This is a genomic window from Streptomyces sp. CA-249302 (genome assembly GCF_050936785.1).
GTDB lineage: Bacteria > Actinomycetota > Actinomycetes > Streptomycetales > Streptomycetaceae > Streptomyces.
This window is the reverse complement of the sequence record NZ_JBNJMG010000001.1, coordinates 1,993,114-2,012,903: the sequence shown is the minus strand read 5'-3', so window position 1 is coordinate 2,012,903 and position 19,790 is coordinate 1,993,114. Positions and strand designations below refer to the sequence as shown.

At 69.8% G+C, this 19,790-nt stretch carries 21 protein-coding genes; 19 read left to right on the top strand and 2 right to left on the bottom strand.

What is annotated here, in order from left to right:
• The first annotated feature begins 149 nt into the window (after positions 1 to 149).
• The 3 genes from ACQEWB_RS09110 (at position 150) to ACQEWB_RS09100 (ending at position 3,742) form a co-directional block, all read left to right on the top strand.
• Positions 150 to 1,976, top strand: a complete 1,827-nt coding sequence (locus ACQEWB_RS09110) for a site-2 protease family protein (RefSeq protein ID WP_432828890.1) — start codon at positions 150 to 152, stop codon at positions 1,974 to 1,976.
• A gap of 38 nt (positions 1,977 to 2,014) precedes the next feature.
• Positions 2,015 to 2,914: a tRNA (adenine-N1)-methyltransferase gene (locus tag ACQEWB_RS09105; protein WP_432828888.1), complete on the top strand. Its 900-nt coding sequence runs from the start codon at positions 2,015 to 2,017 to the stop codon at positions 2,912 to 2,914.
• Positions 2,915 to 3,169: 255 nt separating this feature from the next.
• Complete coding sequence (locus tag ACQEWB_RS09100) at positions 3,170 to 3,742, top strand: hypothetical protein (RefSeq protein WP_432828886.1); 573 nt, start codon at positions 3,170 to 3,172, stop codon at positions 3,740 to 3,742.
• A gap of 58 nt (positions 3,743 to 3,800) precedes the next feature.
• On the opposite strand, the gene ACQEWB_RS09095 is transcribed toward ACQEWB_RS09100, so the two are convergent.
• Complete coding sequence (locus ACQEWB_RS09095; protein WP_432828884.1) at positions 3,801 to 4,106, bottom strand: ferredoxin; 306 nt, start codon at positions 4,104 to 4,106, stop codon at positions 3,801 to 3,803.
• A gap of 242 nt (positions 4,107 to 4,348) precedes the next feature.
• Here ACQEWB_RS09095 and arc point away from each other — a divergent pair, with 242 nt between their 5' ends.
• The 6 genes from arc to prcA all read left to right on the top strand — a co-directional run bounded on the left by arc (position 4,349) and on the right by prcA (position 10,178).
• Entirely contained in the window at positions 4,349 to 6,115 is a 1,767-nt protein-coding gene (gene arc, locus ACQEWB_RS09090) for a proteasome ATPase (protein ID WP_432828882.1), read from the top strand.
• 246 nt (positions 6,116 to 6,361) lie between these two features.
• Entirely contained in the window at positions 6,362 to 7,873 is a 1,512-nt protein-coding gene (dop, locus tag ACQEWB_RS09085) for a depupylase/deamidase Dop (protein ID WP_432828880.1), read from the top strand.
• Positions 7,874 to 8,062: 189 nt separating this feature from the next.
• The gene (locus tag ACQEWB_RS09080; RefSeq protein WP_432828878.1) at positions 8,063 to 8,281 is read left to right on the top strand and encodes a ubiquitin-like protein Pup; all 219 of its coding nucleotides are present in this window, start codon (positions 8,063 to 8,065) and stop codon (positions 8,279 to 8,281) included.
• Positions 8,282 to 8,433: 152 nt separating this feature from the next.
• Positions 8,434 to 8,556: a hypothetical protein gene (locus ACQEWB_RS09075; protein WP_432828876.1), complete on the top strand. Its 123-nt coding sequence runs from the start codon at positions 8,434 to 8,436 to the stop codon at positions 8,554 to 8,556.
• Positions 8,508 to 9,353 (top strand): proteasome subunit beta, encoded by an 846-nt coding sequence (gene prcB, locus ACQEWB_RS09070; protein ID WP_432828874.1) that lies wholly within the window; start codon positions 8,508 to 8,510, stop codon positions 9,351 to 9,353. Before ACQEWB_RS09075 ends, prcB begins: the two co-directional genes overlap by 49 nt.
• 60 nt (positions 9,354 to 9,413) lie before the next feature.
• A complete protein-coding gene (gene prcA, locus ACQEWB_RS09065) occupies positions 9,414 to 10,178 on the top strand; it encodes a proteasome subunit alpha (RefSeq protein WP_432828872.1) in 765 nt (254 codons plus the stop codon).
• Positions 10,179 to 10,235: 57 nt separating this feature from the next.
• On the opposite strand, the gene ACQEWB_RS09060 is transcribed toward prcA, so the two are convergent.
• Positions 10,236 to 11,252, bottom strand: coding sequence for a LacI family DNA-binding transcriptional regulator (locus ACQEWB_RS09060; RefSeq protein WP_432828870.1), 1,017 nt, complete (start codon positions 11,250 to 11,252; stop codon positions 10,236 to 10,238).
• Positions 11,253 to 11,368: 116 nt separating this feature from the next.
• On the opposite strand from ACQEWB_RS09060, the gene ACQEWB_RS09055 reads away from it, so the two are divergent.
• From ACQEWB_RS09055 to tatC, 10 genes are all read left to right on the top strand, one after another.
• On the top strand, positions 11,369 to 12,628 hold the full coding sequence (locus ACQEWB_RS09055; RefSeq protein ID WP_432828868.1) for an MFS transporter: 1,260 nt from the start codon (positions 11,369 to 11,371) through the stop codon (positions 12,626 to 12,628).
• Between the two features lie 9 nt (positions 12,629 to 12,637).
• Positions 12,638 to 13,999, top strand: coding sequence for a Pup--protein ligase (pafA, locus tag ACQEWB_RS09050; protein ID WP_432828866.1), 1,362 nt, complete (start codon positions 12,638 to 12,640; stop codon positions 13,997 to 13,999).
• A 126-nt stretch (positions 14,000 to 14,125) separates the two neighbouring features.
• A complete protein-coding gene (locus ACQEWB_RS09045) occupies positions 14,126 to 15,130 on the top strand; it encodes an FKBP-type peptidyl-prolyl cis-trans isomerase (RefSeq protein WP_432828864.1) in 1,005 nt (334 codons plus the stop codon).
• A 60-nt stretch (positions 15,131 to 15,190) separates the two neighbouring features.
• Positions 15,191 to 15,562: an FKBP-type peptidyl-prolyl cis-trans isomerase gene (locus ACQEWB_RS09040; protein WP_432828862.1), complete on the top strand. Its 372-nt coding sequence runs from the start codon at positions 15,191 to 15,193 to the stop codon at positions 15,560 to 15,562.
• Positions 15,563 to 15,693: 131 nt separating this feature from the next.
• Positions 15,694 to 16,647, top strand: coding sequence for a helix-turn-helix transcriptional regulator (locus ACQEWB_RS09035; protein ID WP_432828860.1), 954 nt, complete (start codon positions 15,694 to 15,696; stop codon positions 16,645 to 16,647).
• Between the two features lie 18 nt (positions 16,648 to 16,665).
• Positions 16,666 to 17,703, top strand: a complete 1,038-nt coding sequence (locus ACQEWB_RS09030; protein ID WP_432828858.1) for a helix-turn-helix transcriptional regulator — start codon at positions 16,666 to 16,668, stop codon at positions 17,701 to 17,703.
• Positions 17,700 to 17,990 carry a hypothetical protein gene (locus ACQEWB_RS09025; RefSeq protein WP_432828856.1) on the top strand — a complete coding sequence of 97 codons (291 nt, stop codon included), beginning with the start codon at positions 17,700 to 17,702 and terminating at the stop codon, positions 17,988 to 17,990. The genes ACQEWB_RS09030 and ACQEWB_RS09025 overlap by 4 nt, the downstream gene beginning before the upstream one ends.
• A gap of 20 nt (positions 17,991 to 18,010) precedes the next feature.
• Positions 18,011 to 18,205: a hypothetical protein gene (locus tag ACQEWB_RS09020; protein ID WP_432828854.1), complete on the top strand. Its 195-nt coding sequence runs from the start codon at positions 18,011 to 18,013 to the stop codon at positions 18,203 to 18,205.
• A gap of 262 nt (positions 18,206 to 18,467) precedes the next feature.
• Positions 18,468 to 18,755, top strand: a complete 288-nt coding sequence (gene tatA / locus ACQEWB_RS09015; protein WP_432828852.1) for a Sec-independent protein translocase subunit TatA — start codon at positions 18,468 to 18,470, stop codon at positions 18,753 to 18,755.
• A gap of 47 nt (positions 18,756 to 18,802) precedes the next feature.
• Positions 18,803 to 19,753 carry a twin-arginine translocase subunit TatC gene (tatC, locus tag ACQEWB_RS09010; RefSeq protein ID WP_432828850.1) on the top strand — a complete coding sequence of 317 codons (951 nt, stop codon included), beginning with the start codon at positions 18,803 to 18,805 and terminating at the stop codon, positions 19,751 to 19,753.
• The last annotated feature ends 37 nt before the right edge of the window (positions 19,754 to 19,790 follow it).

Here is a 19,790-nt window from a genome sequence, read left to right as displayed (position 1 = left end):
GACAGTGACCCAGCCGCGGCCGTGACGCGTGCGACGGGTGAGGAAACACAGGGGGTGCCGGGGCGGAACGCGTCGCGACTGCCGCATACCATCGACCCGAGACCCCTCCGCCCGGCAGGCGCGGAGGACGCTTCGAACGAGGGGACACCGTGGACCAGAGCGGCGGGAGCGGGCAGCCGCGGCCCGGCACCGACGAACGGGCCGACCACCACGCAGGGCCTGCGGCCCCGGCCACCCCCTCATCCACCCCGGCCGACCACCACCCCACGGACCCGCACCGGTCCACCACGACGAGGAACACCGCCGAGGGGGACCCCGAGATGGGCAACACGGGCAACACGGCAGAGGCCCCGACCACCGACCCGACCGAGCCGGACCCCAAGGAAGACGCCCCGACGACCGGCAGCACCCCCGAGAACCAGACCGAGAGCACCGTCGTCCACGAGGCCGCACAGCAGCAGGACGGGAACACCCCGGGGCCCGGGAGCGCGAGCGAGCAGGACGGGAGCGAGGCCGGGCGGAGTGGCGGCGCGGCGAGGCAGGATGTGAGCGGGGCCGGGCGGAGTGGCGGCGCGGCGAGGCAGGACGGGAGCGAGGCCGGGCGGGGCGGCAGTGGGGTCGGGCAGGGCGACGGGGACGACCCGCACCGGCCCACAGCTGACACGCCGGCCGACGGCACCCCTCCCGCCGCTGACACGCGGGCCGACCGCACCCCTCCCGCCGCGGACGACCACCCCTTCGCGGCCGACCGTGACCACGACTCCCACCCCGACCGCTCGCTCGCCCACTCCGGCGCGAAGAACCCCCCGCCCCAGCGCCCCGAATCCCCCCGCGGCGGTCTCCTCATGGGCCGCCCCTTCGGCGTGCCCGTCTACGTCGCCCCCAGCTGGTTCCTCGTAGCCGCGCTGATCACCTGGGTGTTCGGCGGCCAGCTCGACCGGGTGCTGCCCGAACTCGGCGTCACCCGTTACCTCGTCGCCCTCTTCTTCGCGGTCGCCTTCTACGCCTCCGTCCTGGTCCACGAACTCGCCCACACGGTCGCCGCCCTCCGCTTCAAGCTCCCGGTCCGCCGCATCCAGCTCCAGTTCTTCGGCGGCGTCTCGGAGATCGAGAAGGAGGCCGAGACCCCGGGCAGGGAGTTCTGGCTGGCCTTCGTCGGCCCGCTGCTCTCCCTCGTCCTCGCCGGTCTCTTCTACGTCGCCCTGCTCCCCGTGGAGCCCGGCACCGTACCCGGCGTGCTGCTGGCCGGCCTGATGATCTCCAACCTCATCGTGGCCGCCTTCAACCTCCTCCCCGGCCTGCCCCTCGACGGCGGCCGGATGCTCCGCGCGGTCGTCTGGAAGATCACCGGCCGTCCGATGAGCGGCACCATCGCCGCCGCGTGGGTCGGCCGTGCCCTCGCCGTCTCCGTCCTGATCGGCCTCCCGCTGCTCACCCAGTCCGGCGCGCTGGGCTCCACCGCCGAGGACAGCGTCGGCATGGACACCGTCACCGACGCGCTGCTCGCCGCGATCCTCGCCGCGATCATCTGGACCGGCGCCGGCAACAGCCTCCGTATGGCCCGGCTCCGGGAGCACCTGCCGGAGCTGCGCGCCCGCAACCTCACCCGCCGCGCGGTCCCCGTCGAGACCGACACCCCGCTCTCCGAGGCCCTGCGCCGTGCCAACGCCGCCGGTGCCCGCGCCCTGGTCGTCGTCGACTCCGAGGGCACGCCCCTCTCCCTGGTCCGCGAGGCCGCCATCGTCGGCGTACCGGAACACCGCCGCCCCTGGGTCGCCGTCAGCGGCCTCGCCCAGGACCTGACGGACGGCATGCGCGTCTCCGCGGAACTGGCGGGCGAGGACCTCCTGGACGTCCTGCGCGCCACCCCGGCCACGGAGTACCTGGTGGTCGAGGAGACGGGTGAGATCTACGGCGTACTGTCCGCGGCGGACGTGGAGCGGGCGTTCGTGAAGGCCATGGCCAGACCGTCCTAGTGGTCGGCGGCCCTGCCAAACCCCGGTAGTCTGTTCACATGTCCGAACCGACCGGTGCCGCCCGCAGGCGCGGGCCCTTCAAGGTCGGGGACCAGGTTCAGCTGACCGACCCCAAGGGTCGCCACTACACGTTCACGCTCGAGGCCGGGAAGAACTTCCACACCCACAAGGGTTCCTTCCCGCACGACGAACTGATCGGTGCTCCCGAGGGCAGCGTTGTCCGCACCACCGGGAACGTCGCCTACCTCGCGCTGCGCCCCCTGCTCCCCGACTACGTCCTGTCCATGCCCCGCGGGGCAGCCGTCGTATACCCGAAGGACGCGGGGCAGATCCTCGCCTTCGCCGACATCTTCCCCGGCGCGCGCGTCGTGGAGGCCGGTGTCGGCTCCGGCTCGCTCAGCAGCTTCCTGCTGCGCGCCATCGGCGACCAGGGCATGCTGCACAGCTACGAGCGCCGCGAGGACTTCGCGGAGATCGCCCAGCAGAACGTGGAGCGGTACTTCGGCGGCCCGCACCCCGCGTGGCAGCTCACCGTCGGCGACCTCCAGGACAACCTGTCCGACACGGACGTCGACCGCGTCATCCTCGACATGCTGGCCCCCTGGGAGTGTCTGGAGGCCGTCTCCAAGGCGCTCGTCCCCGGCGGCATCCTGTGCTGCTACGTGGCGACCACCACCCAGCTCGCCCGGACCGTCGAGTCCATCCGCGAGATCGGCTCCTTCAACGAGCCGACCGCCTGGGAGTCGATGATCCGCAACTGGCACATCGAGGGCCTGGCCGTCCGCCCGGACCACCGGATGATCGGCCACACCGGCTTCCTGCTCACCGCCCGCCGCCTCGCGGACGGCGTCGAGCCGCCCATGCGCCGCCGCCGCCCCGCCAAGGGCGCCTACGGCGAGGACTACGCCGGACCCAACGCGGACGGCGGCGGTCGCTGACGCGACCGCGTACCGCGGTCAACGCACGAACGCTGCGGCCGAGTTCCCGGGAACCCTCCGGAACTCGGCCGCAGCGCCTTTCTGTTGACGCCAGGTCCGGCACGACGCCCGACATCAGACCCGACACCGCGTCACAAACCGCACGATCCCGGCGCCCGTGTTCGTAACCCCGGACCCCGCCGTTTCCCCGCACTGTGACGTGTGGCACGATGCGTGCCACCCCCACCGGCACAGCCCTCACAGGAGACACTCCTAGTGCAGCAATCCGCCGTTCCGGAACTGGCACACACGCACACCCGTCCGATCCACTGGGTCGCCACCGCCACGGCCGTCGCCGGGGTGATGGCACTCTCCTCGCTCCTTCAGCCCAACTCCGCGACAGCGGCCCAGGCGGCCCCGGCCCGCACGAAGCAGGCCCACGCGGCCGCCGCTCCCGGTACCGCCGGCGTCGACTTCCCGATCACCTGCGGTCCGGTGAAGGCCGTCGTGCAGAAGAAGGCCACCGGGGACCTCGACGGGGACGGCAATCCGGAGACCGTCGCCGTGGTGCACTGCGACGCCCCCATGGGCACCCCGCCCGACGGCGTCTACGTCCTCACGCGCGCGTCGGACGGCCGGCCCCGCGTCGTGGCCACCCTGATCGACCCCAAGAAGGGCGACACGGTGAGTGACTTCGCGGTGCGCGACGGAGCCGTCCTCGCGACGGTCCTGGGCTACTCGTCGGACGACGTTCCGCGGTGCTGCCCGGACGAGACCGACAGCGCGAAGTGGCAGTGGAAGAACGGCGCGTTCGTGCGCTCGACATCTGCCGGTGCCCACAGCGTCTGAGTCGCGCAACCCGCGCCTGTGAGAAATCAGACAGTAGTAACAGGCCGTGGCGAAACGGTCACTCGGCGTCCGGTCCGTAGACCTCGACCCTGTCCGAAACTCGCCGTACGTGGATGCAGTCGCCCGGGCACTCCTTCGCGGAGTCGACGACATCCGTGAGAAGGGGCAGCGGTACGGGCGTTGTGGCGCCCTTGGCCTGCAGCAGTTCGTCGTCCCGGCTCTTCACGTAGGCCAGTCCGTCGATGTCCAGCTCGAACACCTCGGGCGCGTACTGGACGCAGATGCCGTCGCCGGTACAGAGGTCCTGATCGATCCAGACCTCCAGCTCCGCGCCGTCGGCCAAGGCCTCCTGCTGCACGCTCATGTCTCCTGCCGCTCGGTGTCGGGCCGACGGGAATCCGGCCAGCTCTGACGGGTGTTGAACAGTTCGACCCTACCTTCGGCGGCTTCCCAATCATGTTCGGTGGGTATTCCCCTGGCGTGAGGGAGAGCGCAAGGGTGAAGATCGGACACACCTCGACAGTCTTTGTGATCTAGGGGTTTCAATCGACACCCACCCAGGTAGGGTCTGGAAGCGTCCAGCTCCCCTTGGAGGAGGTGAGGACCGTGGCAGCCCACGACGACGACATGAACCGCGGCATCCGCCCGGGACGAGGGTCCGACGACCCGTCCGGGCAGATTGCCTACCTTGAGCAGGAGATCGCCGTCCTGCGGCGCAAGCTCGCCGACTCTCCGCGACACACGAGGATTCTCGAAGAGCGGATCGTCGAGCTGCAGACCAACCTGGCCGGCGTGTCCGCCCAGAACGAGCGACTCGCCAACACGCTCCGTGAGGCCCGCGACCAGATCGTGGCCCTCAAGGAGGAGGTCGACCGGCTCGCGCAGCCGCCGGCCGGCTTCGGCGTGTTTCTCGAAGCGAACGAGGACGGCACCGCCGACATCTTCACCGGGGGCCGCAAGCTCCGGGTGAACGTCAGCCCCAGCGTCGACCTCGAAGAGCTCCGGCGCGGCCAGGAAGTGATGCTCAACGAAGCGCTCAACGTGGTCGAGGCCATGGAGTTCGAGCGCGTCGGGGACATCGTCACCCTCAAGGAGATCCTCGAGGACGGCGAGCGGGCCCTGGTGCTCGGGCACACCGATGAGGAGCGGGTGGTACGGCTCGCCGAGCCGCTGCTGGACGTCAACATCCGCCCCGGTGATGCCCTGCTGCTCGAACCCCGTTCCGGCTATGTCTACGAGATCGTTCCGAAGAGCGAGGTCGAGGAACTCGTCCTCGAAGAGGTGCCCGACATCGGGTACGAGCAGATCGGCGGCCTCGGCGGCCAGATCGAGGCCATCCGCGACGCGGTCGAGCTGCCGTACCTCTACCCGGACCTGTTCAAGGAGCACGAACTGCGGCCGCCCAAGGGCGTCCTGCTGTACGGGCCGCCCGGATGCGGCAAGACGCTCATCGCCAAGGCCGTCGCCAACTCGCTGGCCAAGAAGGTCGCCGAGGTCACCGGTCAGGCCGCCGGCAAGAGCTTCTTCCTCAACATCAAGGGCCCCGAGCTCCTGAACAAGTACGTCGGTGAGACCGAGCGGCAGATCCGCCTCGTCTTCCAGCGTGCCCGGGAGAAGGCCAGCGAGGGCACGCCCGTCATCGTCTTCTTCGACGAGATGGAGTCGCTGTTCCGCACCCGTGGCTCCGGTGTCAGCTCGGACGTGGAGAACACCATCGTCCCGCAGCTGCTCGCCGAGATCGACGGTGTCGAGGGCCTGCAGAACGTGGTCGTGATCGGTGCCTCCAACCGTGAGGACATGATCGACCCCGCCATCCTGCGTCCCGGCCGCCTGGACGTGAAGATCAAGATCGAGCGTCCGGACGCCGAGGCCGCCAAGGACATCTTCGGCAAGTACCTCACCGAGCGCCTTCCGCTGCACGCCGACGACGTCGGCGAGCACGGCGGCAGCAAGACGACCACCGTCGAGAGCATGATCCAGACGGCCGTCGAGCACATGTACGCGGAATCCGAGGAGAACCGCTTCCTGGAGGTCACCTACGCCAACGGTGACAAGGAAGTCCTCTACTTCAAGGACTTCAACTCCGGCGCCATGATCGAGAACATCGTCGGGCGCGCCAAGAAGATGGCGATCAAGGACTTCCTCGACCACAACGCCAAGGGCCTGCGCGTCTCCCACCTCCTCCAGGCCTGCGTGGACGAGTTCAAGGAGAACGAGGACCTGCCCAACACCACCAACCCGGACGACTGGGCCCGGATCTCCGGAAAGAAGGGCGAGCGGATCGTCTACATCCGTACCCTCATCACCGGAAAGCAGGGCGCCGACACCGGACGCTCCATCGACACGGTGGCGAACACCGGTCAGTACCTGTAGCGAACAGGGCGGCTGCGGGTGCCCTCACCGGGGTACCCGCAGCCGACTGTTTTTCAGGCAACTAACCGGAACAAAGGCGAGCAAGGCAATGACGCAAATGATCTCCCCACCAGCGCAAAGCCGTTCTAGGCTCTTCGGTACCGCCGAGTCGCGCAGTGCGGGGACGGGCACCGCACACGCACCGGAGCGCCAGCGGTACTTGAGCGGCGCCCCCGACCGAGGGCGCCGCCGGGCAAGGAGGGCCGCATGACCGTACGGCGAGTAATGGGCATCGAGACGGAGTACGGCATCTCCGTTCCCGGCCACCCCAACGCCAATGCCATGCTCACCTCGTCCCAGATCGTCAACGCCTACGCGGCGGCGATGCACCGGGCCCGGCGGGCCCGCTGGGACTTCGAGGAGGAGAACCCGCTGCGGGACGCGCGGGGCTTCGACCTCGCCCGCGAGGCCGCGGACTCCAGCCAGCTCACCGACGAGGACATCGGCCTCGCCAACGTGATCCTCACCAACGGCGCACGGCTCTACGTCGACCACGCACACCCCGAGTACAGCGCTCCGGAGGTCACCAACCCGCGGGACGCCGTCCTCTGGGACAAGGCCGGCGAGCGGATCATGGCCGAGGCCGCCGAGCGCGCGGCCCAGCTGCCCGGTGCCCAGCCGATCCACCTCTACAAGAACAACACCGACAACAAGGGCGCCTCCTACGGCACGCACGAGAACTACCTGATGAAGCGGGAGACCCCCTTCTCGGACATCGTGCGCCACCTCACGCCCTTCTTCGTCTCCCGCCAGGTGGTCACCGGGGCGGGCCGCGTCGGCATCGGTCAGGACGGCCACGAGCACGGCTTCCAGATCAGCCAGCGCGCCGACTACTTCGAGGTCGAGGTGGGCCTGGAGACCACCCTGAAGCGCCCGATCATCAACACCCGCGACGAGCCCCACGCGGACGCCGAGAAGTACCGTCGGCTGCACGTGATCATCGGCGACGCGAACCTCTCGGAGATCTCGACCTACCTCAAGCTGGGCACGACCGCGCTGGTTCTGTCCATGATCGAGGACGGCTTCATCGCCGTGGACCTGGCGGTGGACCAGCCCGTCCGCACCCTGCACCAGGTCTCCCACGACCCCACCCTCAAGCGCCTGGTCACGCTCCGCAGCGGCCGCACGCTCACCGCGGTCCAGCTCCAGATGGAGTACTTCGAGCTCTCCCGCAAGTACGTGGAGGAGCGGTTCGGGGCGGACGCGGACGAGCAGACCAAGGACGTCCTGGCCCGCTGGGAGGACACCCTCAACCGGCTGGAGAACGACCCGATGAGCCTGGCCGGCGAGCTGGACTGGGTCGCCAAGCGAGAGCTCATGGAGGGCTACCGGCGCCGTGACGGCCTCGACTGGGACGCCGCGAAGCTGCACCTCCTCGACCTCCAGTACGCCGACGTACGGTCCGAGAAGGGCCTCTACAACCGCCTGGCGGCCCGTGGGCGCATGAAGCGCCTGCTGGACGAGGGCGACGTCGAGCGGGCCCGCACGAAGCCGCCGGAGGACACGCGCGCGTACTTCCGCGGACGCTGCCTGGAGCAGTACGCGGACGACGTCGCGGCCGCCTCCTGGGACTCGGTGATCTTCGACCTCCCGGGCCGCGACTCCCTCCAGCGCGTGCCAACCCTCGAACCGCTTCGCGGAACGCGAAATCACGTCAAGGAGCTACTGGACCGCTGTCGTACGGCGGAAGACCTGGTCAGGGTGCTCTCCGGCGGGTGAGCGGGCACCCGGACGGCCTCGGTCGGGCAGGGTGGAAAGTCCGCCGTCCGGGAATCATCGAGGTGGTCCTCGTACGTTGGAGAAACTGCAGGGCCATTGTCGGACCCGGCTTGTAGGGTCTGATCATCACCGATCGGCAGGAATGCCGACCTGTCGACCATGTCGGGCGAACTGAGCGGGGTGAGGGTTATGGCAACCAAGGACACCGGCGGCGGCCAGCAGAAGGCGACGCACTCGACGGAGCAGGTCGAGGAGGAGACCCAGGAAGCGCAGGCCTCCGAGGACCTCAAGGAGCGGCACGAGAAGCTGTCCGACGACGTCGACTCGGTCCTGGACGAGATCGACGACGTGCTGGAGGAGAACGCCGAGGACTTCGTGCGCTCCTTCGTTCAAAAGGGTGGACAGTAGGTCACCTTCGCCTTTGAAACCCAGGTTTACGGGTTCGAGGTGCTGAGTGGCCGGGGAGCAGACGGCGACGCGCTGCTCGCGGTTCCGGTGGGCCGGGCCGCGGGCAGCCTTCGTCGGCGGCGAAACGGCCCCTGACGGGTGCGGGATCACATGTGGATCACCCTCGCAAGACGGGTAGGGTCCGTGGCATACCGTGCTCCAACTGCTCTTACGTGGAAGGAAACTCGTGGAAGCCAACACTCGTGGCACCGGGCGTCTGCCAGCTGCCTTCCTGACGCCCGGATCCTCTTCGTTCATGGACTTTCTCTCCGCGCACCAGCCGGAGATGCTCCCGGGCAACCGGCAACTGCCGCCCACTCAGGGCGTGATCGAGGCGCCGCACGGCACCACGATCGTCGGTGTGACCTTCCCGGGCGGTGTCGTGCTCGCCGGTGACCGCCGGGCCACCATGGGCAACGTCATCGCACAGCGGGACATCGAGAAGGTGTTCCCGGCGGACGAGTACTCGGCCGTCGGCATCGCCGGCACGGCGGGCCTCGCCGTGGAGATGGTCAAGCTGTTCCAGCTGGAGCTGGAGCACTTCGAGAAGGTCGAGGGCGCGCAGCTGTCCCTGGAGGGCAAGGCGAACCGCCTGTCGACCATGATCCGTTCCAACCTCGGCATGGCCATGCAGGGCCTGGCCGTGGTGCCCCTGTTCGCCGGTTACGACGTGGACCGCGCGAAGGGCCGCATCTTCTCCTACGACGTCACGGGCGGCCGTAGCGAGGAGCACAACTACGCGGCCACCGGCTCCGGCTCGATCTTCGCGCGCGGCGCCATGAAGAAGCTCTTCCGTGCCGACCTGACCGAGGACCAGGCCACCACCCTCGTGGTGCAGGCCCTCTACGACGCGGCAGACGACGACTCGGCGACCGGTGGTCCCGACGTCGCCCGCCGGATCTATCCGATCGTCACCGTGATCACCGAGGACGGCTTCCGCCGGCTCACCGAGGACGAGTCCTCCGAGATCGCCCGCTCCGTGCTGGAGCGGCGTCTGGAGCAGCCCGACGGCCCCCGGGCCGCGCTGCTGTAGCGGCGACCGGTTCCTATCAAGGTGATCCAGTTGACCTCGACAGAAAGGGACGGATAACCGGTGTCGACGCCGTTCTATGTCTCACCCCAGCAGGCCATGGCCGACCGGGCCGAGTACGCCCGCAAGGGCATCGCCCGAGGACGCAGCCTGGTCGTCCTGCAGTACGCCGACGGCATCGTCTTCGTCGGCGAGAACCCGTCCCGCGCGCTGCACAAGTTCAGCGAGATCTACGACCGCATCGGCTTCGCGGCCGCCGGCAAGTACAACGAGTACGAGAACCTGCGCATCGGCGGCGTCCGCTACGCCGACCTGCGCGGCTACACCTACGACCGTGACGACGTGACCGCCCGCGGTCTCGCCAACGTCTACGCCCAGACCCTGGGCACCATCTTCTCCTCGACGGGCGAGAAGCCGTACGAGGTGGAGCTGGTGGTCGCCGAGGTCGGCGAGACGCCGGACGGCGACCAGATCTACCGGCTGCCGCACGACGGCTCGATCGTGGACGAGCACGGCTCGGTCGCGGTCGGCGGCAACGCCGAGCTGATCAGCAACTACCTCGACCAGCGCCACCAGGACGGCATGACCCTGGCCGACGCCCTCAAGCTCGCCGTCCAGGCCCTGTCCCGCGAGTCGAACGGCACCCAGCGGGAGATCCCCGCCGAGCGCCTGGAGGTCGCGGTGCTGGACCGCACCCGCCCGCAGGCCCGCAAGTTCAAGCGCATCGTGGGCCGCCAGCTCGCCCGGCTCCTCGAGGTCGGCGGAGCGGCCACCGAAGCGGAGAGCGCCGAGGGCGCCGAGAACGACGAGAGCTCCGACGACGAGTAACCCGCTCAGCCTCACCCTGCTGTGCCCCGGCCGGTCACCGGCCGGGGCACAGGGCGTTCAGGAGCCGTTCGGGGGCGCCGTGGAGCCCCGTACGACCAACTCGACCGGGATGTCCCCGCCCTCGGGCGTACGGCCCTCCAGGACCGCCAGCAGCGCCTGCATGCCCCGCTCGCCGAACAGCTCGGCGTCCAGGCGCACGGTCGTCAGCTCCGGGTCGAGCGCGGTGGCCAGGGCGAGGTCGTCGAGGCCGGTGACCGAGACGTCGTCCGGGACGCGCAGGCCGAGGCGGCGGGCGGCCTTGTAGGCGCCGGCCGCCAGTTTGTCGTCGTCGCAGACCAGGGCGGTGGGCCGGGGGCCGGGTGCGGCGAGGGCCGCCTCGGCGGCGGTCAGGGCGTCCTCGATGGAGATCGGCGCGCGGGTCGTGCGGACGGACGTGCCGGGCACCGCGGCGAGGCGCGCGGCGAGCTCACGCGCGCGTACCTCGAAGGTCCAGGACGGCACGTCCGCCGCCAGGTGCAGGAAGCGTCGGTGGCCCAGGCCCAGCAGATGGTCGGCGACCTGCCGGACACCGTCCGCGATGTCCAGGTTCACCGTCGCCGCGCCCAGGCTGCCCGCGGGGTCGCTGTCGAGCATCACCAGGGGCAGCTGGTCGCCGCGGATCGCCGTGAGGGCGTCGGCGGCCATCGACGAGGCGATGACGCCGTCCAGGGCCGCCTGTGCGGACGCGAAGGGGTCCCGGGCCGGGCCGATGCCCTCGGGGGAGGGGTACAGCACCACGCCGAAACCGTGCTCGGCGGCCACGCGCGCGGCGCCCGTGTAGACGCCCGCGAAGAACTCCGTGGTGAGCGCCGGGACGACCAGGAGGACGGTCCTGGTGCGGCCCAGGCGCAGGTTGCGGGCGGCGAGGTTCGGCCGGTAGCCCAGGTCGCGTGCGGCTTCCCGTACGCGCTCCGCCGTGGTCTCGGAGACGCGGCCCCGCCACTTGTCGCCGAGGACCAGGGAGACGGCCGCCTGGGAGACGCCGGCGGCCTGGGCGACGTCACGGCTGGTGGGGCGGGTGCTGCCTCGTGCCACCGTCGGCCTGCTCCTTCGTATCGACTCCGTATGGACTCGTGAACAGCGCACATGGTACGTATGAGAGCGGAAGTTATACGTAAAACTCCCGGCGTCGCGGGTGAGAGGGAGCGGACATGGCCGCGGGATACGCGCAGATCCTCAGGACCAGGCACGCCGCCCGGCTGCTCGCCGGGACGCTGGTGGGCCGGCTGCCGTGCGCCGTCGCCGCGATCGCCATCGTGCTGTTCGTGCGCGCCGAGGGCGGCTCCTACAGCCTGGCCGGCGGGCTCGCCGCGGTGTACGGCGTCGCCAACGCCGTGGGGCAGCCGCTGCTCGGCCGGCTCGTCGACATGTACGGGCAGCCGCGCATCCAGCTGCCCGCCGCGCTCGCCTCCGCGCTCGCCATGTCCGCGTTCGCCTTCACCGGGACCGAACCGGCGGGGCTCGCGTACGCGTGCGTGGCGCTCTCCGGGCTCTTCACGCCGCCCCTGGAGGGCGGACTGCGGGCGCTGTGGTCCTCGGTGCTGCGCAGCGAGAGCCAGGTGCAGACGGCGTACGCGATGGACGCCGTCGCCCAGGAAGTCATGTTCACCGTCGGGCCGTTGCTGGTGACCCTGTGCGTGTCGCTGTGGTCGGCGCAGGCCGCCCTGGTGCTCGTCAACGTCGTGGGCGTGCTGGGCGCGCTCTCCGTGGTCGTCTCGCCGCCCTCGCGCGCGTGGCGTTCGGCGCCGCGCGAGGCTCACTGGCTCGGCGCCCTGCGCTCACCCGGACTGCTCGTCCTGCTCGGCGCGTTCCTGGCCGTGGGCATGGCGCTCGGCTCCATCGCGGTCGCCGCGGTGGCGTACGCCGACGACCACGGCGGGGACGCGGTGTACGGATGGCTGATGGCGGGCATCGGCCTCGGCGCGCTCGTCGGCGGCACCGTGTACGGCGCGCGTCAGTGGAGCGGGCCGCCCGAGCGGCGACTGCGGGTCCTGGTAGCCCTTCTGGCGGTGTGTTACCTGCCGCTCACCCTGATGCCCGGCCCGGTCGCCATGACCGCGCTCACGGCCGTCGCGGGCCTCTTCCTCGCGCCCTGTCTGGCGTGCGCCTTCGTGCTCGTCGACCGGCACGCCCCGCGCGGCACGGTCACCGAGGCGTTCTCCTGGATTGTGACGACGTTCACAGTGGGTTCCTCCGTCGGAACGGGCCTCGCGGGGCCGGTCGTAGAGGCCGGAGGGGCCGTGTGGGGCTTCGCCGTACCGGGCGTCGCGGGGGGTGTGTCGCTGCTGGTTCTACTGGCCACCGGACGGGTCCTCGCAGCTCCCGCGGGGCACGCGGTGGTTGCGGCTTCATCGGAAAATGATCCAAACCGTGTGGTCGAACCCCGTTTCAGCACAGGGGATCGGGCGTAATGTTCAGTCATGGACCGCCGCATTTTCGGGCTGGAGAACGAGTACGGCGTCACATGTACGTTCAGGGGACAGCGCCGCCTGTCTCCCGACGAGGTGGCGCGGTACCTCTTCCGCCGTGTCGTGTCATGGGGCCGCAGCAGCAACGTCTTTCTGCGAAACGGCGCCCGCCTCTATCTCGACGTGGGATCGCATCCGGAATACGCGACACCCGAATGTGACAACGTGACCGAACTGGTCACCCACGACAAGGCCGGCGAACGCATTCTGGAAGGGCTTCTGGTAGACGCCGAACGACGCCTGCACGAGGAGGGAATCGCGGGCGACGTCTACCTCTTCAAGAACAACACCGACTCGGCAGGGAACTCCTACGGCTGTCACGAGAACTATCTCGTCGCACGTCACGGGGAGTTCTCCCGGCTCGCGGACATCCTCATTCCGTTCCTCGTCACGCGTCAGCTGCTGTGCGGCGCGGGCAAGGTGCTCCAGACCCCGCGCGGGGCCGTCTACTGCGTCAGCCAGCGCGCGGAGCACATCTGGGAGGGCGTCTCCTCGGCGACGACCCGCTCCCGGCCCATCATCAACACGCGTGACGAACCGCACGCGGACGCCGAGCGCTACCGCCGCCTGCACGTCATCGTGGGCGATTCGAACATGTCCGAGACGACCATGCTGCTCAAGGTCGGCGCCACCGACCTGGTGCTGCGCATGATCGAGGCGGGCACCGTGATGCGCGACCTGACCCTGGAGAACCCGATCCGGGCGATCCGCGAGGTCAGCCACGACATCACCGGCCGGCGCAAGGTGCGCCTGGCCAGCGGTCGCGAGGCCTCCGCGCTGGAGGTGCAGCGCGAGTACTACGAGAAGGCCGTGGACTTCGTCGAGCGCCGCGGCATCCGCACCGGCACCGTCGAGCAGGTCCTGGAGCTGTGGGGCCGCACGCTGGACGCGATCGAGGCCGAGGACCTCGACCGGATCGGCACCGAGATCGACTGGGTCATGAAGTACAAGCTCATCGAGCGGTACCGGGCCAAGCACAACATGACCATGTCCCACCCGCGGGTCGCGCAGATAGACCTCGCCTACCACGACATCCACCGGCGTCGTGGCCTGTACTACCTGCTCGAGAAGAGGGGCCAAGCGGCCCGGATCTGCAACGACTTGAAGATCTTCGAGGGCAAGTCCGTTCCGCCGCAGACCACTCGGGCCCGGCTGCGCGGCGACTTCATCCGCAGGGCCCAGGAACAGCGCCGGGACTTCACCGTCGACTGGGTCCACCTCAAGCTCAACGACCAGGCGCAGCGCACGGTGTTGTGCAAGGACCCGTTCCGTTCGGTGGACGACCGGGTGGAGAAGCTGATCGCGGGAATGTGAGCAACGCGTTCCGGTGAAAGGCCGGAACGCAACACGGGCGCCGTACGTTTCCAGTGCGGCGCCCTTCTCACGCCGTAGAGTTGCGCGCACGCCATCCACAAGATCGACCGATACGAGGCCCCAACCGTGCGCCGACGCTCCCTACTCATCGCCGTACCCGCAGGACTGGTCACACTCGCCGGCTGCGGTGACGACAAGAAGTCCGACACGAGCAAGGCGAGCGACAGCGCGTCGCCCTCCGCGTCGGCCACGTCCGCGGCGCCCCCGCCGAAGATCGTCGCCGGCCCGCTGCCGGCCATCACGGCGGGCACGACGTTCGGCACGAAGCCCACCCTCGCCAAGGCCACCGGGGACCCGTCGAAGCAGCTCGCGGTGAAGACGGTCATCGCCGGCAGCGGGAAAGCCGTCGCGGAGAACGACTACGTCCTGGCCCACTACCTCGGCCAGGTCTGGGGCTCGGCGAAGGACTTCTCCAACTCCTTCGACCGCAAGGCCCCGGAGTTCATCCAGCTCGCGCAGGGCACCGTCATCGACGGCTGGCGCTATGCGCTGCCGGGCAAGAAGGTCGGCAGCCGCGTCGAGTTCTCCATCCCGCCCACCTGGGCGTACGGCACGGCGGGCAACTCGCAGGCGGGCATCAAGGGCACCGACACGCTGGTGTTCGTGGTCGACGTCCAGGACACGTTCAACGCGTCGAGCTCGGCGAAGGGCACGAACGCCGCGCAGAGCGACGCGAGCCTGCCCAAGGTCGGCACCAACACCGACGGCAAGGCACCCTCCATCGACGTCCCCAAGACGGACGCGCCCACCAAGCTGGTCGCGGAGTACGTCATCGAGGGCGACGGCGAGAAGGTCGCCGCGGACAGCACCGTCCTCGTGCAGTACAAGGGCGTGCTGTGGGACACCGGCAAGGAGTTCGACTCCACGTACAGCCGCAAGGCGCTCACGTCCTTCTCGCTCCAGCAGGTCGTCAAGGGCTGGGCGCAGGGCCTGACCGGCAAGAAGGTCGGCAGCCGCGTCCTCATCGTCATCCCGCCCAAGCTGGGCTACGGCGACAACCCGCCGTCCGGCAGCGGCATCAAGAAGGACTCCGTGCTGGTCTTCTCGGTGGACATCCTCGCGAAGATGTAAGCCGCACAGGGTGTAAGACTGTGCGTGTTGCCTTTCCGCAGACAAGCAGGAGCCAGAGACGTGAGCATCGAGAAGCCCGAGATCGACTTCCCCGAGGGCGAAGCCCCGAAGGACCTCGAGATCAAGGACATCTGGGAGGGCGACGGCGCCGTTGCGCAGGCGGGCCAGACCGTCACCGTCCACTACGTGGGCGTGGCCTTCAGCACCGGTGAGGAGTTCGACGCCAGCTGGAACCGCGGTCAGCCGTTCCGCTTCCCGCTCGGTGGCGGCCGGGTCATCAAGGGCTGGGACCAGGGCGTGCAGGGCATGAAGGTCGGCGGCCGCCGCCAGCTGACCATCCCGGCGCACCTCGCCTACGGCAACCAGAGCCCGACCCCCGCGATCAAGCCGGGCGAGACCCTGATCTTCGTGGTCGACCTGGTCGCCGTCTGACCATCGGTTCCGACCGGACCCGATCACCTGGGGCCCATGCCTGTCCGGGCATGGGCCCTCGGCTTTTGCCACGCCACTTCGGGGCGGTACGGTCATCGTCGTAAAGGACCACAGGGAGGCGAAGGGCGTCGATGGCCATTGCGAAGGCCGAGCGGCTGATGAACCTGGCGCTGTGTCTGCTCGGGACCCGGCGGCCGCTCAGCAAGCGTGAGCTGCGAGAGTCCATCGAGGCCTATCTGGAAGCCAGCTCGGACGAGTCCTTCAGCCGGATGTTCGAGCGAGACAAGGACGATCTGCGCGAACTCGGCCTGGTCATCGAGACCGTTGAGAACCTCGACGGCGAGATGGGCTACCTCGCCCGGCGCGACAGCAACCGCCTCCCGCCCATCACCCTCGACGCCGAGGAGGCCGCCGCGCTCGGTCTCGCCGCCAAGGTGTGGCAGCAGGCCCGGCTCGCGGGCGCGGCCAGCGGCGCGCTCCAGAAACTGCGCGCGGCGGGGCTGCCCGAGGACGTGGACCCGTACGAGGCCCACGGCGCCCTGGAGCCCCGTATCCCGGTGCACGAGGCGGCGTTCGAACCGCTGATGCTGGCCTGCCGCGACCGCCGCCCGGTCGTCTTCGACTACCGCAAGGCCACCGCCGCCCACCCCGAGACCCGGCACATCGAGCCCTGGGCCCTGGAGTGCTGGCGCGGCCACTGGTACCTGGCCGGCTGGGACCGCGACCGGGGTGCCGAGCGGGTCTTCCGGCTGTCCCGGATCACCGGCCGAGTGCGCAGCCGTAACGGCGCCTTCACCGCCGAGGTCCCCGACGTGGTCACCGTCCGCGAGACCGTCGCGAGCTGGGCCGGCGAGACCGCCGACCGCTCCGCGCTGATCCGGCTGCGCTCCGAGGCGGGGTACCCCCTTCGGGCGAAGGCCACGGCGGTGCGGGAACTCGGCGACGGTTGGGACGAGTTGGAGATTCCGTACGGCCACGGGCTCGACGCCTGGCTGGTGGAGTTCGGGCCGGACGTGGTGGTGCTGGAGCCGGCCGAGCTGCGCGCGGACGTGGTGGACCGGCTGCGTGCCGTGGCCAAGGGCTGAGGGGGAGCGAGCAGGACAGTGGCAGGCAAACCGGTCAGGCCCGTGAACGCCATCGACCAGACCCGGCGGATGCTCTCCCTGGTGACGTATCTCAAGGAGCGCCCCGGGGCCCGGGTCGAGGACGTCGCGCGCGCCTTCGGCATCACCGAGGACGAGCTGGTCTCCGACCTCGACGTGCTGCCCATGTGCGGCACCAGCTTCCGCGGCGGCGATCTGCTGGACATCGACACGGACGGCGAGCGCATCTGGTGGCACAACCCCGCCGCCCTCGGCGAGGAGACCGCCGAGCCCCTGCGGCTCGCCGCCGACGAGGCGACCGCGCTGCTGGTGGCCGCCCGTGCCGTAGCCACGCTGCCCGGCCTGCGCGAGGGGGACCGGCAGGCGCTGCTGCGGGCCACCGCCAAGGTGGAGGCGGCGGCCGGCGAGGCGGCCGGGGCCAGCTCCCGGCTGTCGGTGACCTTCGAGGCGGAGGGCGGCGTCTTCGCCGACGTCGACCGGGCCATCTCCGAGCGCCGCCGGCTGTGGATCCGCTACTACTCGCCGGCCCGCGACGAGGTCACCGAGCGCGAGATCGACCCCATCCGCCTGGTCAGCGTCGGGCACACCTACGTGGAGGCGTGGTGCCGCCGCTCCGAGGCGCGCCGCACCTTCCGGCTCGACCGGGTCGCCGAGATCAGGATCCTGGACGAGCCCTCCGCACCGCCCGAGATCGAGCTCAGGGACCTCTCGGAGGCGCTGGTCCAGCCCGCCGCCGAGGACCCGGAGGTCGTCGTCGAGGTCGGCCCGGGCGGCCGCTGGGTCGCCGAGTACTACCCGCACGACAGTGCGGATGAGCTTCCGGACGGCGGGCTGCGTATTACCCTGCGCACCCCCGACCCGACCTCGCTGCGCCGCCTGGCGCTGCGGCTCGGCCGGGACGGCCGCATCGTCTCGCCGCACGACCTCGCCGACAGCGCCCGCCGCGCGGCCCGTGAGGCGCTGGCGGCGTACGACGGGGTCGAGGCGTCGGATCAGGGTGTGCACACGGTTCACGACAGGCAGGAGCAGGGGCTTTGAGCGAGTCGTCGGTGTCGGGTGTGCAGGGCATGTCGGTCGCGTCGGCGTTCGCCGGGATGAGAAGTGTCTCGGCCGTGGTGTTCCGGGCGGGGTGCCCGGACTGCCGGGGGAGCTTCGAGCTCGGCGCGAGCGAGATGCGTCTCGCCATCGGCGCCACCAGCCGCAGCACCTTCTACTCCTTCACCTGCCCGGCGTGCGGCGCCGCGGTCCGCAAACCGGCCGGGGAGCGGATCGTGGAGCTGCTGACCGGCGGCGGGGTCAGCACCCTGCGGCTGCACACTCCGTAGGAGGGTCTAGTCTCGGCGTCATGTTCTGGCCGATGTTCGCGGTAGCTGTGGGTTTCCTGGGTCTCGCGGTGCTCGGGGTGTTCGCCGTGCGGGTGTTCCTCGCGGCGCAGCGCCTGGGCAGGCAGGTCACGGACTCGGCGCGGCGCATCAACCGGGCCGCCGAGGACCTGGAGCGGGCCGCCGTCAGCACCGCCAGGGCTGTGGACTCCATGTGAGTCCCACTGTGCGGAAGGTGTGAGTCCTGGGCCGGAGGCGGTTTGGGTCACTTCGACCTGTCACCCGGGCCACACTGGCAGGTACGCTGCTGGTCGCGGCCCGGAGAACGAGGCCCGGACCGCTGACCGGGAGTACGCACGGGGATTGCCTGACGTTTACCCCTGAGCGTTACGATCGCTGCCATCACGGTCGATCGGACAAGTGTCCGACCGGTCGGACAGCATCCCACCCCCAGCCGCCTCGGTGAGAAGGTAAAGACTTATGTTCGGAAGGCTCGGCGCCCCCGAGATCATTCTCATCCTCGTCGTCATCATCCTGCTGTTCGGCGCGAAGAAGCTTCCCGACATGGCGCGCTCGCTCGGCAAGTCCGCTCGCATCCTCAAGAGCGAGGCCAAGGCGATGAAGGAAGAGGGCAGCAGCACGGCCACCCCGGCCGGCCCGCCGAACACCGGCGAGCAGCCCGCGGCTCAGCGCACCATCCAGGCCTCCCCCGGCGACGTGACCAGCTCGCGCCCGGTCACCGAGCCGACGGACACCACGAAGGCCTGATGCAGGGCCGGACGCCTCCGGCCTGCCGCACGAGATGAGGACGTGGGTTGCCCAAGTCTGCCCGCAACAAGGAGAAGGATCCCGAGGGGCGGATGCCCCTTGCGGATCACCTTCGTGAGCTCCGCAACCGGCTCGCGAAGGCGATGCTGGCCATCGTGGTCGTCACGGCCGTGGCCGCCTTCTTCTACAACGACATCATCAACATCATCACCAAGCCGGTGCTGGACTCCGTCGGCTGCTCGCAGACCTTCGAGCAGCTGCAGAACTCGCACCAGAAGAGCCAGCAGTGCGCGCAGATCACGATCAACGGTCTGCTCACACCCTTCACACTGGCCCTGAAGGTGTCCCTGATGGCCGGTGTCGTGCTCGCTTCTCCGGTGTGGTTGTACCAGCTGTGGGCCTTCGTCGCCCCCGGCCTGCACAAGCACGAGCGGAAGTACGCCTACGCGTTCGTCGGCACGGGCGTACCCCTGTTCTTCGGTGGCGCCTACTTCGCCTACGCGGTGCTCCCGACCACGGCAAAGGTGCTGATCGGCTTCACGCCGAAGGACGTCAACAACCTGTTGCCGCTGGATGATCTGCTCGACCTCGTGACGCGCATGGTGCTCGTCTTCGGTCTCTCCTTCGAGCTCCCGCTGCTGCTGGTCATGCTCAACCTCACCGGGGTGCTGAGCGGCAAGCGGATGCTCGGCTGGTGGCGCGGCATGATCATGGGCATCACGGTCTTCGCGGCGGTCGCGACACCGAGCACGGACCCGCTGTCCATGCTGGCGCTCGCCGGTCCGATCTGGGTGCTGTACTTCGGAGCCGCCGTCTTCTCCATCCTGAACGACCGCCGCAGGCGCCGTCGCGACGAGGAGGGTCCGGACGACGACGAGGCCTCCGACCTGGATCTCACCCCCGAGGACATCGGCGAGGTCGAGACCGTCTCCGCGAGCCGGGCGCTGCCCGAGCAGGCGGGCACGGACCGGGTCAACGGCTACGACGACGTGACCTGAGCACCTTTCCACAGCACCGACGAGAGGTGCCCGCGTC

Coding starts and splice junctions, on each gene's coding strand:
- ACQEWB_RS09105 (WP_432828888.1), top strand. CDS start 2,015: ATGTCCGAACCGACCGGTGCCGCCCGCAGGCGCGGGCCCTTCAAGGTC.
- ACQEWB_RS09095 (WP_432828884.1), bottom strand. CDS start 4,106: ATGAGCGTGCAGCAGGAGGCCTTGGCCGACGGCGCGGAGCTGGAGGTC.
- dop (WP_432828880.1), top strand. CDS start 6,362: ATGACCGTACGGCGAGTAATGGGCATCGAGACGGAGTACGGCATCTCC.
- ACQEWB_RS09080 (WP_432828878.1), top strand. CDS start 8,063: ATGGCAACCAAGGACACCGGCGGCGGCCAGCAGAAGGCGACGCACTCG.
- ACQEWB_RS09055 (WP_432828868.1), top strand. CDS start 11,369: ATGGCCGCGGGATACGCGCAGATCCTCAGGACCAGGCACGCCGCCCGG.
- pafA (WP_432828866.1), top strand. CDS start 12,638: ATGGACCGCCGCATTTTCGGGCTGGAGAACGAGTACGGCGTCACATGT.
- ACQEWB_RS09035 (WP_432828860.1), top strand. CDS start 15,694: ATGGCCATTGCGAAGGCCGAGCGGCTGATGAACCTGGCGCTGTGTCTG.
- ACQEWB_RS09020 (WP_432828854.1), top strand. CDS start 18,011: ATGTTCTGGCCGATGTTCGCGGTAGCTGTGGGTTTCCTGGGTCTCGCG.
- tatA (WP_432828852.1), top strand. CDS start 18,468: ATGTTCGGAAGGCTCGGCGCCCCCGAGATCATTCTCATCCTCGTCGTC.